This window comes from Streptomyces sp. NPDC056883 (assembly GCF_042788835.1).
Lineage (GTDB): Bacteria > Actinomycetota > Actinomycetes > Streptomycetales > Streptomycetaceae > Streptomyces > Streptomyces stoeckheimensis.
This window is the reverse complement of the sequence record NZ_JBHUBS010000013.1, coordinates 15,863-31,345: the sequence shown is the minus strand read 5'-3', so window position 1 is coordinate 31,345 and position 15,483 is coordinate 15,863. Positions and strand designations below refer to the sequence as shown.

Below are 15,483 nucleotides of genomic sequence, written 5' to 3'. Positions count from 1 at the left end.
AAGGGAAGGAAGGGGAAAGGGGAGAGTGCGTGCGTCAGAAGCGGCCGCCGCCGCCCATGCGGCCGCGGGTGCCGCCGCCGCCGAAGGAGCCGGGGCCGCGTCCGCCGCCCCCGCCGAAGCCGCCGCCGAAGCCCCCGCCGCCGAAGCCGCCTCCGCCGCGGCCGCCGCCCAGGATCTCGCCGAGGATGATCCCGCCGAGCACCGCGCCGCCCATGCCGCCGCCCTGCTGCCGGCCGCCACCGCCGTACGGGTTCTGGTAGCCCCGTACGTCCTGTTCGGCCAGCTGCTGCGCCTGGCGCGCGAGCGAGTCCGCCTGCTGGGCCTCGGCGAGCGCGCCCGCCGGGTCCGAGCCGGCCAGGGACGTGGACCGCTCCAGGTGGCGCTGCGCCTCCGCCAGCCGGGTACGGGCCTGGCTGCCGATCGCGCCCCGGCTGGTGGTGATGTAGTCCGTGGCCGCGCCGATCGCGCTGCGCGCCGTGAGCAGCGCCTGATCGAGCAGGGCCGCGGCCCGCTGCCGGCCCGACTCCCGCTCGCGGGCCCCGGCCAGCGCCTCGTCGAGGGCCGCGTCGGCCTCCTCCACGCGGCGCAGCGCGTCCAGCGGGTCGTACCGGCCGGCGCTCTGCTCCTGCCGTACGTCGGCCAGTACGGCCTGCGCCCGGCTGATCCGGCCGCGCAGATCGGCGGTCGAGGTGCCCTCGGCGGTGCCGGTCAGGAGCCCGCTCGCGTCGGCGAGGTCCGTGTCCGTCTCGTTGAGCGCGCCCGGCAGTTTCCCGGCCGCCTCCGCCAGCTCCTGCGCGCGCCGCTCCACCGCGTCGACCAGGGTCGTCGCCTGGTCCACGGCGCCCTCGGCCGCCCGGACGTGCACGGCGGCCTTGCCGTTGTCGCCGGTGTCGATCGCGGCGCGGGCCTCGCCGAGGCTGGTCGTCGCGAACAGCAGCCTGTCCTTGGCCTGTTCGGGGTTGGAGGCCACCGGCGCCGCCGCGGAGTCCGCGTACTGGCGGCCGAGCGCCGTGAGGGTCGCCTCCGCCGTGGTCGTACGGCCCGTCAGGGCGCGGAAGTGGGCCTCCACGGTCGCGAGCGCCTGCGGGGCGTTCTTCTCCAGGTCCCGCAGCCGGTCGAAGTCCGCCGACTCGGCGTCGAGCCGCCGGCTCGCCTCCGTGCAGCGGGCCACGATCTCGTCCAGCATCCGGCGGCGGGTGGCGTCGTCCTCCGGGTACGCGTCGTCGAGCTGCTGGCGCAGCCGGAAGGAGGCCGTCAGCTCGCCCTTCCCGAACTCCACCGCCTGCGTGAAGGCCGCCACCGCCTCCTCGCCGAACTGTGCGGTGGCGAAGCCGAGTTCCTCGGTGCTGGTGCGGATCGCGTCGTCGGTCTCCACCAGCAGGGCCTTGGCCTTGGCGTCCAGTTCCGGCAGCGGAACGGGGCCGGGCCCCTGTCCCGACCAGCCGGTGGTCTTCGAGCCGCCGCTGCCGCCGCCCGCCTGCTTGCGCTTGCGGCGGGTGTACGCGTACGCCCCGAGGGCGCCGGCCGCGCCGACCGCGACCACCGGGAGGACGAAGTCCCCGGCGCCGCTCTCGCCGCCGCTCGCCGCGGCGCCTCCGGGGTCGGCCTCGCCGGGGACGATGGCCGGGACCGGTACGGGCTGTCCGCCCAGGACCGCGTCGTAGCCGTTGGCGGCGCCGATCGCGGCGCCCGCCCAGTCGTTCTGCTTGAGGGCCGGCTCGATGGCGGTCTGCGCGACCGCCGCGAGCTGCTCCTTGGTGAATCCGGAGTCGACATCGGCCGAATAGGCGTACTGCCGGGCCCCGGTGGCGACGGCCAGCAGGACGTCGTTCTGGCCGAGGCCGTTCTTCTGGGCGGTGGCGTCGGCCCAGCTCTGCGCGGACCGGTCGGAGAAGTCGCGCACGTACGTGACGAACAGCTGGACCTTCCGGTCGGCGTACAGCTTGTCCAGCGCGGCGGTGACCTCGGGCTTGCGGTCGCCCAGGGCGCCCACGCGGTCGGTGATCTGCCCCTGCTGGGACAGGGTGACGGGGTCGTCGGCCCGGGCGGCCGGAGCGGTGGCCGTCGCCCAGCCGGTGAGCGCGAGCAGCGCGGCCGCGAGGGCGAGGCCGGTCCGGACGGATATCTCGGCGGTGGTGCGTCTCTTCGTGCTGCTTCTCGGCGGAGTCACATTTGGGAGAGTATGGGCGGTTTCACCCTCCCGCACCCGGAGACTGCGGGCCACGACAGCCCCTAGGGCAGGCCGTACGCCGTGAGCTCCGGGCGGGAGAGGACGAGGTGGTCGCCGACCAGGAGGGCGCCGGCCGCGGCCAGCGGCGGGTGGTCCCAATACCGGCGCGGTCGGCCCGAGGCGGGGGACAGGACCACCACGTACGGGTCCGAGGAGCGGCCGATGAGACCGCGCCGGCCGCCCTGGGGGACCTTGACGTACAGACCGCCCGGACGCAGCCCCAGCAGTTCGAACCCGCACCCCGCCCCGCCGCACCGGGCCACCTGGCGCATCCAGCGCAGCGCGCCCGTCACCGCATCGAGCGCGTGGAGCGTGTCATGGCCGTCCCGGCTCTCCCGGCCCTCCGACGCGTGCGAGACCGCGTACACCGTGCCGTGTTCGACGAGCAGGCCCTCCGCCGGTACGCCCGGCGCGCTGCGCCACACCTCCCGGCCGGAGCCCTGGTCCAGGGCCAGCACCGCGCCTTCGTCCAGGAGGTGGACGAGGCCGCTCCCGGCGAGCCGCGGATCGTGCAGCGTGCGTGCCGTGGGGCGGGACCGCTGGAAGGACCACACCGGGCGGCCGGTCGGCAGGTGCAGCGCCCGCAGCCGCAGATCGTCCGCGAGGACCAGGCAGTCGCCCACCGCGGCGGGGGAGCGCGTCGTCGGGTCGGGAACCGGGCGCTGCCACAGGACCTCTCCCGTCGCCGCCCGCAGCGCGGTCAGGTCCCCCGGCGCCCCGTGCACCAGCACCGGACCCACGGCGCGCAGCGGCCGCGGCCCGGGGAGGCGGGCGCCTCCGGTACCGGACAGCGGCTCCGTGCCGGGCAGGTCGCGCCACCACCGCACCCGCCCGTCGCGCGGCTCGCGCGCCAGCAGCCGTACCCCGGGCGCGCCGGCGCGCCGGACCTCGACGTACACCGTGGCCGCGTCCGCCGTGCAGGCCACCAGGAGCGGCCCCGTCCCGGGCAGTGGGGGCGCGGCCGGGCCCACGCCCTCGTCGGAGCGGGCCGTCCAGCGGGTCGTACCCTCCCCGGCCCGTACGCAGCCCACCTCGGGCCCCGACCGCGACACCACGTGTGCGCCGGCGGCGTACGCGGCGTCCGGCCGGGCATCCGTCTGCCAGGCGCGGGCGCCGGGTTCGGTACGCCGCTTCGGCCCGGGCCCCGGCAGCCGCAACCCGGCGCCCGCGTCCGGGCCGCCCAGGGCCCTGATCCCGAACGGCGGCGGGCTCCCGGCGTCGGCGGTGGCCTCCGCCAGCCAGGGCACCCGGCCCGTCCCCACGGACAGCCGGGCACCGAGGGCCAGTTGCAGGGACCGCTGCGCCGGGTCCGGCCGGTTCCGGGCCAGGCCGGCCCACTCCCGCGCCGCCGCCTCGTCCAGCGGCGGCCGGGCGTCCTGGTCCCGGTAGGCCCGCGCCGCGGCCAGTGAGGCCAGGGCGTGGTCGGTCTTCGCGTCGGCGGCCTCCGCGGGGCGGCCGCCCAGCAGGGCGTCGGCCTGCTTCCGCAGCCGGTCCGCCCGGTCCGAGCGGCCCTCCCCGGCGTGCTGCGCCGCCTCCTCGCGGAGCCAGGCAGCCCGCTCCTCCAGGAACCGCGGCAGCTCCTCCTCGGCCTGCTCCAGCGCCCGGGCCCCGCCCGCCGGGTCCCCGGACCCGGAACGGTCGCGCGCCACCTGGCACAGCGCCAGCAGCCGTCCCCCGGCGGAGCCGATGCGCTCGCTGAGCCGCAGGGCCGCCGCCACGTCGTGCGGGGCGACGGCCACCACCATGTCGTAGGTGGCGGCCCCGCGCTGCCCGGCGTCCGGGATCAGCGCCAACTGCAGCTCGGCCTCGGCGGGATCGGCCGCCGCGACGGCCGTGGCGACGCGGGCCCGGAGCCGCTTGTCCGTCCGGGCCTCCGCGAAGTGGTCCGCGGCGATCCGGGCGGCCTGCCCGGGGGCGACCACGGCCAGCTCCTCCGCCACCTCGCACAGCGGGCCCTCCCGGTCGGAGCCGAACACCGTGAACAGCGCCTGCTGCGCGTCGGTCAGCAGCCGCCGGGCCCGCGCCGGGGCGCGGGTGGACGTGGCCCTGGCCAGCCGGGTCAGCAGCCGGGCCACCCGCGCCCCGTCGCCCCGGCCGCCCTCCCACGCCGCGATCTCGGCGTCGCCGAGCAGCCGCCCCGCGAGCTCCGCGTCGAAGCGCGCCGCGGCGTCGGCGGCCACGGTCAGCACGTCGATGCGCGCCTCGTCCCCGGGCTCCAACGCCCGCAGCCCGACCTCGGCCTCCAACAGCAGTTCCCGCACGAACGCCCGCACGTCAGCAGGCACCTCCCCGGCCCCCACCCCGGACTCCTCCTCACCGCGGCCCCGGATCTCCGACGCGCCCCCGCCGACAGCCCCGAACCCGGCGCGCACGCCGTCCCCGTCCCCGGGCTCGCCCCCAACGGCCCGCTCGTCCACGCCGTACCCCCCGCGGATCCCGTCCCCGGCCCCGCGCCGGCCCCCGACCTGGCCCTCCGCGCGGTACCCGCCTCCGAGCCTGACCTCTGCCTCCGTCCCGCCCCCGCCCCCGGCTCCGACCTCGACCCCTGCCCCGGGCCGGCCCCCGGCCTGGTCCCTCGCGCCGTACCCGCCTGCGGGCATGGCCTCTGCCTCCGCCCCGCCCCCGGCTCCGACCCCTGCCCCGGGCCGCACCCCGGCCCGGTCCTCCGCGCCGTACCCGCCTCCGGGCACGGCCTCTTCCTCCGCCTCGCCCCCGGCTCCGACCCCGGCTCTGACCTCTGACCCAGCCCGGACCCCGGCCTGGTCCTCCGCGCCGTACCCGCCCCCGGGCCAGGCCTCCGCCCCGCCCCCGCGGCCGGACCCGTTCCCGACCCCGGACCCCGTCCCGACCTCGATGCCACCCCGGCCATCCGCGTCGAACCCGTCCGCAGGCCCAGGCCCGGACCCAGGCCCGGACCCGTCCCCGGATCCCGCCCCCGGCCCGCCCCGGCCTCCGCTCCCGCCCCCGTCCGCCCCACTCCGGCCGTCACTCCCGGGCAGGGACCCGTCCCGCGCCCCGCTCCCGGTCGGAGCCCCGTGCCCCGCCGGGGCCCCGCCCCCCGCCAGGACACGTATCGCCGCGGCCACGGCCTGCGCCGAGCGCGGCCGGTCCGCCGGGTCCTTCTCCAGGAGCTGCCGCACCAGCCGCTCCACCTCCGGCGCGACCACCGCACCGGTCTCCCGCAGCGAGCGCGGCAGGTCCTCGATGTGCCGGCGCATCAGGACGTAGGGGACCTCGCCCTCCCCGAAGGGCGGCTCCCCGCTCAGCAGCGCGTACAGCACGCACCCCAGCGCGTACAGATCGCACCGGGCGTCCACCCGCTCGCCCCGCCACTGCTCGGGGGCCATGTACGGCGGGCTCCCGAAGATCCGGCCGGTGACCGTCCAGCCGGCCGTGGCGTCCGAGGAGTGCGCGATGCCGAAGTCGCAGATCTTGACCCGCCCGCCGGGCATCAGGAAGAGGTTGGCCGGCTTCAAGTCCCGGTGGATCACGGAGCGTTCGTGCGCGGCGGCCAGCGCCTCCGCGGCCTGGGCGGCCAGCTCCAGCGCCACCGGCACCGGCAGCCCGCCCGGCACCCGGGACAGCGTGCTGCGCAGGTCCTCGCCCTCCAGCAGCTCCATCACGATGAAGAGCCGGCCCTCCTCCTGTCCCACGTCGTGCACGACGGTGATGCCGGGATGCTGGAGCCGCGCCCCGATGGTGGCCTCGCGCCGGAAGCGGGCGACGGCCTCGTCGGCCATGGCCGTCTCCAGGAGCACCTTCACCGCCACGGCCCGGTCCAGCGCCGTGTCGTGCGCCCGCCACACCTCGCCGAAGCCGCCTTTGCCGAGCCGCTGTTCGAGGCGGTACCGGCCCGCCAGCTGATCCCCCACCCGCACCGCGAAAGCCCCCTGACATGACGTCAACGACGTTGCTCAGGGGGCATTCTGTCGTGCGAAGTGAACAGCTGGGGGCGGCTATGTGCCGGAACGCCGCCCGATCTTGCTCCCCAGCCACACCAGCGGGTCGTACTTGCGGTCCACGGCCCGCTCCTTCAGCGGGATCAGGGCGTTGTCGGTGATCTTGATCCCCTCGGGGCAGACCTCCGTGCAGCACTTGGTGATGTTGCAGTAGCCGAGCCCGTGCTCCTCCTGCGCCGTGCGCTTGCGGTCCAGGCCCGCTTCGGCCGCCGCGTCCAGCGGGTGCATGTCCAGCTCCGCCACCCTCATCAGGAAGCGCGGACCGGCGAAGGCCCCCTTGTTCTCCTCGTGGTCACGCACCACGTGACAGGTGTCCTGGCACAGGAAGCACTCGATGCACTTCCTGAACTCCTGCGAGCGCTCCACGTCGATCTGCTGCATCCGGTACTCGCCCGGCGCCACCCCCGCGGGCGGCACGAACGCGGGCACCTCGCGCGCCTTCTGGTAGTTGAAGGACACGTCCGTCACCAGGTCGCGGACGATCGGGAAGGCGCGCAGCGGGGTCACGGTGATCGTCTCCTCGCGGGAGAAGGTCGACATCCGCGTCATGCACATCAGCCGCGGCCGCCCGTTGACCTCCGCGCTGCACGAACCGCACTTGCCCGCCTTGCAGTTCCACCGCACCGCCAGGTCGGACGCCTGGGTGGCCTGGAGCCGGTGGACGATGTCCAGCACCACCTCCCCGTCGTGCACCTCCACGGTGAAGTCGCGCAGCTCACCGCCCTCCGCGTCGCCCCGCCAGATCCGGAACGCGGCATCGTAGGTACTCACTCGTAGAGCTCCTCTTCGGCGAGGTACTTGACCAGCTCTTCCTTCTCGAAGAGCGCGAGCAGGTCGGATCGGATGGGATCGGTGCGCACCCGGGTCAGCTCGATCCGGTCCGCGGCCGGATCCGAGGGAGCAGGGTCGACGGGCCGGCACAGCAGGTTCACCGGCCGCCAGGACCGCTCCATCGCCGGGCAGTCCTCGCGGGTGTGCCCGCCCCGGCTCTCGGTGCGTTCCAGGGCCGCGCGGGCCACGCACTCGCTGACCAGCAGCATGTTGCGCAGGTCCAGGGCCAGGTGCCAGCCCGGGTTGAACTGCCGGTGCCCCTCGACCCCGGCCCGTGCGGCCCGTACGCGCAGGCCCGCGAGCTTCTCCAGGGCCTGGGCCATCTCGCCCTCGCGGCGGATGATCCCGACGAGGTCGTTCATGGCCGTCTGGAGCTCCTGGTGGAGGGTGTACGGGTTCTCCGCGCCCTCGGCGGCATGGAACGGGGCCAGCGCCTCCGCGGCGGCCGCGTCGATCTGCGCCTGGGACACCTCGGGCCGCCCGCCGACGGCCGGGGCGTCGCGCGCCGCGTACTCGGCCGCGTGCAGCCCGGCCCGGCGGCCGAAGACCAGCAGGTCGGAGAGGGAGTTCCCGCCGAGCCGGTTGGAGCCGTGCATCCCGCCGGCGACCTCACCGGCGGCGAACAGCCCCGGCACCCCGAGGGTGGCGGCCGTATCGGACTCGACCGCGATGCCGCCCATCACGTAGTGGCAGGTCGGGCCGACCTCCATCGGTTCGGCGGTGATGTCCACGTCCGCCAGCTCCTTGAACTGGTGGTACATCGACGGGAGCCGCCGCTTGATCTTCTCGGCCGGCATCCGGGTGGACACGTCGAGGAACACCCCGCCGTGCGGGGACCCGCGCCCGGCCTTGACCTCGGAGTTGATGGCACGGGCCACCTCGTCGCGGGGGAGCAGCTCGGGCGGTCGCCGGTTGTGGTCCGGGTCCTCGTACCAGCGGTCGCCCTCCTCCTCGGACTGCGCGTACTTCTCCTTGAACACGTCCGGGATGTAATCGAACATGAACCGCTTGCCCTCGCTGTTGCGCAGCACCCCGCCGTCGCCGCGCACCGACTCGGTGACGAGGATGCCCTTCACCGAGGGCGGCCAGACCATGCCGGTCGGGTGGAACTGCACGAACTCCATGTTCAGCAGCGGCGCCCCGGCGAGCAGCGCCAGCGCGTGGCCGTCGCCGGTGTACTCCCACGAGTTGGACGTGGTCTTGAAGGACTTCCCGATGCCGCCGGTGGCCAGCACCACCGCGGGGGCCTCCAGGACGAAGAACCGCCCGGTCTCCCGCTCGTAGCAGAAGGCCCCCGAGACCCGCTGCCCGCCCTTCAGACTGCTGTCCTTCAAAACCCGGGTGACCGTGCACTCCTGGAAGACCTTGAGCCGGGCCTCGTAGTCCCCGTACTCCTTGAAGTCCTCCTGCTGGAGCTGGACGATCTTCTGCTGGAGGGTGCGGATCAGCTCCAGCCCGGTCCGGTCGCCGACGTGCGCGAGCCGCGGGTACTCGTGCCCGCCGAAGTTGCGCTGCGAGATCTTCCCGTCGGGCGTGCGGTCGAAGAGCGCGCCCCAGGTCTCCAGCTCCCAGACCCGGTCCGGGGCCTCCTTGGCGTGCAGCTCCGCCATCCGCCACTGGTTCAGGAACTTGCCGCCGCGCATCGTGTCGCGGAAGTGGACCTGCCAGTTGTCGCCCTCGTTGACGTTGCCCATGGAGGCGGCGATCCCGCCCTCCGCCATCACGGTGTGGGCCTTGCCGAAGAGGGATTTGCAGATCACGGCCGTACGGGCGCCCCGCTCGCGCGCCTCGATCGCGGCGCGCAGCCCGGCGCCGCCGGCCCCGACGACGACCACGTCCCACTGCTGCCGTTCCACTTGGGTCACTAGAAGATCCTCGGGTCGGTGAAGGCGCCGCTGGCCAGCAGGTACACGTAGAAGTCGCACAGGGCCACGCTGATCAGCGAGGCCCACGCCAGCTGCATGTGACGGGTGTTGAGGCGGCTGATCCAGCCCCACAGCCGGTAGCGGACCGGGTGCTTGGAGAAGTGCTTCAGGCGGCCGCCCATGATGTGCCGGCAGGAGTGGCAGGACAGCGTGTAAGCCCAGATCAGCCCGATGTTGACGAGGAACAACACGGTTCCCAGGCCCATGTGGCCCCACGCGTAGTGCTCGTCGCGGAAGGTCAGCACGGTGTCGTAGGTGAGGATGCCCGCGACCGGCAGCGCCGCGTAGAAGAAGTACCGGTGCATGTTCTGGAAGATCAGCGGGAAGCGGGTCTCACCGCTGTACGAGGCGTGCGGCTCGGCCACCGCGCAGGCCGGCGGCGAGGCCCAGAAGCCCCGGTAGTAGGCCTTGCGGTAGTAGTAGCAGGTCAGCCGGAAGCCGAGCGGGAAGACCAGGATCAGCAGCGCGGGGGACAGGCCCCACCAGCTGCCGAAGAGGTCGAGGTTCGGGCCGCCGCGCATCTCGGCGCAGTTCTCCGCGAGGCACGGGGAGTAGAACGGGGAGACGTACGGCGCCGCGTAGTAGTCGGCGTTGGCGAAGGCCCGCCAGGTCGAGTAGACGATGAAGGCGAGCAGCCCGGCCGCGGTGCCGGCGGGGGAGAGCCACCACCGGTCGGTCCGCAGGTGCCGGGCCGCGATCGCGGCCCGCGAGGCGTCGTGGACGCCGCCGGGCCGCTGTGGGGATGGTTGGGTGCCTGTGGCCAAGAGGGACTCCGGGTGGAGTGATGAGGGGTGCCCCGGGGACCCGGCCGCCGTCGCTGCGGGTGACCGGGTCCGGCGGGGTCGCGGGGTGTGCGGGAGCGGGTGGGTCAGGGAGCGCGGCGGTCGCGGGCGCCGAGACCTTCGTCGTCGGAGTCCGTCCACAGCGTGCTGTCGTACGGGGTGTCCGGGACGCTGACCATCGGGCCCGCGCCGGGAGGCCGGGAGGCGGCCGGCGCCTGCCGCGCGACATCCCTCTCCAGCTGCTCCACGGAGCGGACCAGCTCGTTCAGGTTGCGCCGTACGGCGGTCAAATCGTCTTGCAGGGACATGATTTGCCCTCACTTCCGCTTGAGTGCGGTGGCAACGCTCATGTGCGCCTGCGAGTGTCGCGCCTCCCGTCCCCCGTTGTGAAGGGACGTGCAGCGATTGCGGGCGCGCAGGCGCGAACCGTGCGCCCCTCCCTGCCCCCATTTTCATCCCTCTTACGGAGGAACGCCCGCCCGGAACGCAAGCCGGATTGGTCCGCACGGGTGGGGTTCGCGGCGTGGCGGGGGTCGGCTGCGACGGGTACGGCGGGGTGTCGATTTCAGTGGGTTTCGGCACCCAGTGTGATCAGCTCCATATACCGCCGAACGTGATCAAAACATCCCCTTTCACGGCTCCCCCCACGCCCCGTCCCGGAGGTACCACCCATGTCCCAGAGAAGGCGCAGGTCCTTGGCGCTCCTGACCTCGGGAGTTCTTGCACTGCCGCTGCTCGCGGGCTGCGGCGCGGGTGAAGACGAGGGCGGCCCGGCCGCCGCCGGGCAGGACATCGCGGCCGCCACCCGCGACAAGGTCAAGGACGGCGGGGTGCTGCGGTGGGCCGTGGACTCGATGCCGGGCACCCTCAACGCCTTCCAGGCCGATGCGGACACCACCACCAACCGGATCGCCGGGGCGGTACTGCCCCAGCTGTTCGTGCTGGACGGCAAGGGGCGGCCGGTGGCCAATCCCGACTACCTGGAGAAGGCCGAGGTCGTCGAGCGGGAGCCCAAGCAGGTCGTCCTGTACAAGCTCAACCAGCAGGCGGTCTGGAGCGACGGCCGCGAGATCGGCGCCGCCGACTTCGTCGCCCAGTGGCGGGCCCTGAACGGCAAGGACTCCGCGTACTGGACGGCGCGCAACGCCGGCTACGACCGGATCGAGAAGATCGAGCGCGGCAAGACGGACCTGGAGGTCAAGGTCACCTTCGTCAGGCCGTACGCCGACTGGCGCTCCCTGTTCAGTCCCCTTTATCCCAAGCAGGTCACCGGCACCCCGGAGAGCTTCAACGAGGGGGCCCGGGGAGCCCTGAAGGTCACCGCCGGACCCTTCGGACTGGGCGCCATCGACAAGAAGACCGGGACGGCCTCGCTGACCCGCAACCCGCGCTGGTGGGGCAGTCCCGCCAAGCTCGACACCCTGGTCCTCACCGCGGTGCCCCGCTCCGAACGCCCGGCCGCACTGGCCGCCGGCAAGCTCGACCTCGCGGAGATCGACCGCACCGGGGCCGACCGGATCGCCCTGGCCCGCCGCGACGCCGCCAAGGCCGACGGGGCCCACGGCCCGGCCGCCTCGGTGACGGCCGCGCAGGCCACCCTGTCGTGGGCGCTCGCCTTCGGACTGGACGAGGACAAGGCCAAGGAGGCGCAGGCCACCCGGCAGAAGCACGCGGAGTCGGTGAAGCGGTACGCCGAGGAGCAGAGCGCCCTGCGCGGCTTCACCGTCCGCAAGTCCCTGGAGCCCGCCTACACCCAGCTCGCCATGAACGGGGCGAGCGGCCCGCTCGCCGACGAACGGGTACGCCGCGCCGTGGCCCGCGCCCTGGACCGCCAGGCGCTGGCCGACATCGTCCTGAAGCCGCTCGGCCTGCCCGCGAAGCCGGTGGGCAGCCACCTCGCGCTGGCCGGGCAGCAGGCGTACGCCGACAACAGCGACGCCCTCGGCGGCCAGGACACCCAGGCCTCGCAGGCCCTGCTCGCGGACGCCGGCTGGCGCCGCGGCGGCAAGATCACCGAGCCGGCGGGCGCGAAGGCCGGCGCGGAGGCCGCGAAGGAGACGGACGACTCCAAGACTCCCGCGGGCCCGGCCGCGGGCCCCGCCGCGGGCCCGGGCACCGGGAACGACGGCCTCTACATCGTCGGCCAGGACGACGGCAAGCCCGGGGACGCCGCCCGGGCCGTGGCCGCCCTGCGCGACACCCTCCCCGCCGACAGCCCAGACCGCCCCGAGGGCCCCGAGGACCCGGCGGGCGCGGACCTGCCCGAAGGCCGGTACCGCTCCGCCCACGACGGCGAGATCGTCGACGCGGACGCCTTCGCGGCGAGCGGGCAGGACGGCCGGGGCGCGCAGAACCGCCCCTCCCCGGTGCTCGCCCCGGAGCCGTTCGCGGACCTCCAGGAGCAGCACCTGCGCGCCCAGGCCGCGGCCCAGGCCGACGCCGTGGACGACGGCAAGCGCAGCCCGGCCCTCGACGCCGAGGCCGCCGCCGAACCGGCGGACCCGGCCAAGGCGAGCACCGCCCCGGCCCCCGCCAAGCAGGCCGTACGCACCTCCGGGAACATGCTCGCCAAGGACGGCAAGCCCCTCGCCCTGCGCTTCGTCCTGCCGGCCGGCCCCGGTTCGGAGGCGCTGCGCACGGTCGGAGAGCGGATCGCGCAGATGCTGCAGAAGGTCGGTGTGCAGACAGAGCTGACCAAGGTGGCGGACGAGAGCTTCTTCAAGGACCACATCGCCTCGGGCCAGTACGACCTGGCGCTCTACTCGTGGCCCGCGACCGCCTACCCGGCCACCGACGCCCGGCCCATCTTCGCCAAGCCGGAGCCGGCCGCGGACGGCTCGCTGCTGGTCGAGCAGAACTACACCCGGGTCGGCACCGACCACATCGACCAGCTCTTCGACCAGGCGCTCGGCGAGCTGGACGAGGCGGCCTCCCGCGACCTGATGCGCAAGGCCGATGCCCGGATCTGGGCGACGGCCGGGTCCATCCCGCTCTACCAGCGCCCCGAGCTGGTGGCCGTGAAGCCGGGTCTGGCCAATGCCGGAGCCTTCGGCCTCGGAGCCCCGCGCTACCAGGACATCGGCTGGAAGAAGCCGGCCGCGGCCAAGGACAAGAACCCGAAGAACTAAGGCGAAGCACCCGGAAGAACCACGACGAGGAACCAAGGCGAAGAAGTGATGACGAACGGGTGCATCCGGGGTTGATTCGAAGGTCTCAAGCTCAGATGTGACTCAAGTCCCTTGCCCGCCGGATCACCCGGCGGGCAAGGTCGTAGATACCCGTTGACCCGCGTGTTTACCGGTTCCACCCGTGATCGAGTCCCCCCACCCAGGACCCGGTCCTGCTCAGTCGTCCGGCCTCTTGACAGACCCCCCGGCAGGCAGTTCCCGCCAGCCGACGTACGATGGGGTAAGGCCGTGGCAGGTTTTCCGCCCGGTCGAGGCGCGCGTGCCGGACCGTACGCGTCGCCATCCACGATCCCGGGAGAAGCGCCGAAGTGCCCACGCGCCACGACATCCGTAACGTCGCCATCGTCGCCCACGTCGACCATGGCAAGACGACCATCGTCGATGCCATGCTCAAGCAGGCCGGTGCCTTCGCCGCCCACCAGCACCTCGACGACCGCATGATGGACTCGAACGACCTGGAGCGTGAGAAGGGCATCACGATCCTCGCCAAGAACACGGCGGTGAAGTACCACCCCAAGGACGGCGGGGCGCCCATCACGATCAACATCATCGACACCCCCGGCCACGCCGACTTCGGTGGTGAGGTCGAGCGCGGTCTGTCGATGGTGGACGCCGTCGTCCTGCTGGTGGACGCCTCCGAGGGTCCCCTGCCCCAGACCCGCTTCGTCCTGCGCAAGGCCCTGCAGGCGAACATGCCGGTCATCCTCTGCATCAACAAGACGGACCGCCCGGACTCCCGGATCGACGAGGTCGTCAACGACACGTACGACCTGTTCCTGGACCTGGACGCGACCGAGGAGCAGATCGAGTTCCCGATCGTCTACGCCTGTGGCCGTGACGGCGTGGCCTCGCTGACCAAGCCGGAGGACGGCACCGTCCCCGCGGACAGCGACAGCCTGGAGCCCTTCTTCTCCACCATCCTGGCCCACGTGCCGGCCCCGGTGTACGACGACGAGGCGCCCCTCCAGGCCCACGTCACCAACCTGGACGCCGACAACTTCCTCGGCCGCATCGCGCTGGTGCGCGTCGAGCAGGGCGAGCTCCGCAAGGGCCAGACCGTCGCGTGGATCAAGCGTGACGGCACCATCTCCAACGTCCGCATCACCGAGCTGATGATGACCGAGGCGCTCACCCGCAAGCCGGCCGAGGTGGCGGGCCCGGGTGACATCTGTGCCGTCGCCGGTTTCCCCGACATCATGATCGGCGAGACCCTGGCCGACACGGAGAACCCGATCGCGCTCCCGCTGATCTCGGTCGACGAGCCGGCGATCTCCATGACCATCGGTACGAACACCTCCCCGATGGTCGGCCGCGGCGGCAGCGGCAAGGGCGCGGACGCCAAGTCCGCGGTCAAGGACCGCAAGGTCACCGCCCGCCAGGTCAAGGACCGTCTGGACCGCGAGCTGATCGGTAACGTCTCGCTCCGCGTGCTCGACACCGAGCGCCCGGACGCCTGGGAGGTCCAGGGCCGCGGTGAGCTCGCGCTCGCCATCCTGGTCGAGCAGATGCGCCGCGAGGGCTTCGAGCTGACCATCGGCAAGCCGCAGGTGGTCACGCAGATCGTCGACGGCAAGGTGCACGAGCCGGTCGAGCGCATGACGGTCGACGTCCCCGAGGAGCACATGGGCGCGGTCACGCAGCTCATGGGCGTCCGCAAGGGCCGCATGGACAACATGTCGAACCACGGCTCCGGCTGGGTCCGCATGGAGTTCGTCGTCCCGTCGCGCGGCCTCATCGGCTTCCGTACCGAGTTCCTGACGAACACCCGCGGTACGGGCATCGCCCACTCGATCCACGAGGGCCACGAGCCGTGGTTCGGCCCGCTGGTGACCCGTAACAACGGTTCGCTGGTCGCCGACCGCTCCGGTTCGGTCACGCCGTTCGCGATGATCAACCTGCAGGAGCGCGGTGTCCTGTTCACCGAGCCCGGCACCGAGGTGTACGAGGGCATGATCGTCGGCGAGAACTCGCGCTCCGACGACATGGACGTGAACATCACCAAGGAGAAGAAGCTCACCAACATGCGTGCGGCTTCCGCGGACAACACCGAGAACGTGGTGCCCCCGCGCAGGCTCTCCCTGGAGCAGTCCCTGGAGTTCTGCCGCGACGACGAATGCGTCGAGGTGACCCCGGAGGCCGTCCGCATCCGCAAGGTCGTCCTGGACCAGAAGGACCGCTCGCGCACCGCTTCGCGCGCCAAGTCCGGCAAGTAGTCGCGTAGGACCTGGGTCACACCCGGGTCCTGCCCGGTACGGGCTTTTGTGAACAGCCCCCTCCGTCACGTACACCGTGACGAAGGGGGCTGTTCGCTTTTGTCAAGCGGATTGTTTCGGTCCGGTGTCCGCATACCGACCGTGACACTCCGGAAGAAGAGCTAACAGTCCGTTTCGTTCATGTCTGTCTCCTATCCGTTTGTCCGGATTTCGGGTTTTAGCCGTAGTGCGATGTTGTGAAAACGAGACCACTTAAGTGTGGTTTACGGTCAAGCAGTCCCTGAGGATGGCTCCATTGAGCTCGGGTCAATGGGTCACACGCTGTGGGGAGCGTCGACTCACGAGCACACTCGGG

Annotated in this window: 8 protein-coding genes; 2 read left to right on the top strand and 6 right to left on the bottom strand. The window is 73.1% G+C overall.

The features are described 5' to 3' along the window. Nucleotides 1–34: 34 nt before the first annotated feature. The 6 genes from ACFRU2_RS27785 to ACFRU2_RS27760 all read right to left on the bottom strand — a co-directional run bounded on the left by ACFRU2_RS27785 (nucleotide 35) and on the right by ACFRU2_RS27760 (nucleotide 10,035). Nucleotides 35–2,089: a TPM domain-containing protein gene (locus tag ACFRU2_RS27785; RefSeq protein ID WP_382977291.1), complete on the bottom strand. Its 2,055-nt coding sequence runs from the start codon at nucleotides 2,087–2,089 to the stop codon at nucleotides 35–37. 143 nt (nucleotides 2,090–2,232) lie between these two features. Next, nucleotides 2,233–6,102, bottom strand: coding sequence for a protein kinase (locus ACFRU2_RS27780; protein WP_382976901.1), 3,870 nt, complete (start codon nucleotides 6,100–6,102; stop codon nucleotides 2,233–2,235). An 84-nt stretch (nucleotides 6,103–6,186) separates the two neighbouring features. Continuing rightward, nucleotides 6,187–6,960: a succinate dehydrogenase/fumarate reductase iron-sulfur subunit gene (locus tag ACFRU2_RS27775; protein WP_382976898.1), complete on the bottom strand. Its 774-nt coding sequence runs from the start codon at nucleotides 6,958–6,960 to the stop codon at nucleotides 6,187–6,189. Next, nucleotides 6,957–8,885 carry a fumarate reductase/succinate dehydrogenase flavoprotein subunit gene (locus tag ACFRU2_RS27770; protein ID WP_382976895.1) on the bottom strand — a complete coding sequence of 643 codons (1,929 nt, stop codon included), beginning with the start codon at nucleotides 8,883–8,885 and terminating at the stop codon, nucleotides 6,957–6,959. Before ACFRU2_RS27770 ends, ACFRU2_RS27775 begins: the two co-directional genes overlap by 4 nt. Next, entirely contained in the window at nucleotides 8,885–9,709 is an 825-nt protein-coding gene (locus ACFRU2_RS27765) for a hypothetical protein (protein WP_382976893.1), read from the bottom strand. Before ACFRU2_RS27765 ends, ACFRU2_RS27770 begins: the two co-directional genes overlap by 1 nt. A gap of 104 nt (nucleotides 9,710–9,813) precedes the next feature. Further along, nucleotides 9,814–10,035, bottom strand: a complete 222-nt coding sequence (locus tag ACFRU2_RS27760) for a hypothetical protein (protein ID WP_382976891.1) — start codon at nucleotides 10,033–10,035, stop codon at nucleotides 9,814–9,816. Nucleotides 10,036–10,398: 363 nt separating this feature from the next. Here ACFRU2_RS27760 and ACFRU2_RS27755 point away from each other — a divergent pair, with 363 nt between their 5' ends. Next, a complete protein-coding gene (locus ACFRU2_RS27755; RefSeq protein WP_382976888.1) occupies nucleotides 10,399–12,855 on the top strand; it encodes an ABC transporter family substrate-binding protein in 2,457 nt (818 codons plus the stop codon). A 368-nt stretch (nucleotides 12,856–13,223) separates the two neighbouring features. Beyond that, complete coding sequence (gene typA / locus ACFRU2_RS27750; protein ID WP_382976885.1) at nucleotides 13,224–15,128, top strand: translational GTPase TypA; 1,905 nt, start codon at nucleotides 13,224–13,226, stop codon at nucleotides 15,126–15,128. Nucleotides 15,129–15,483: the final 355 nt, after the last annotated feature.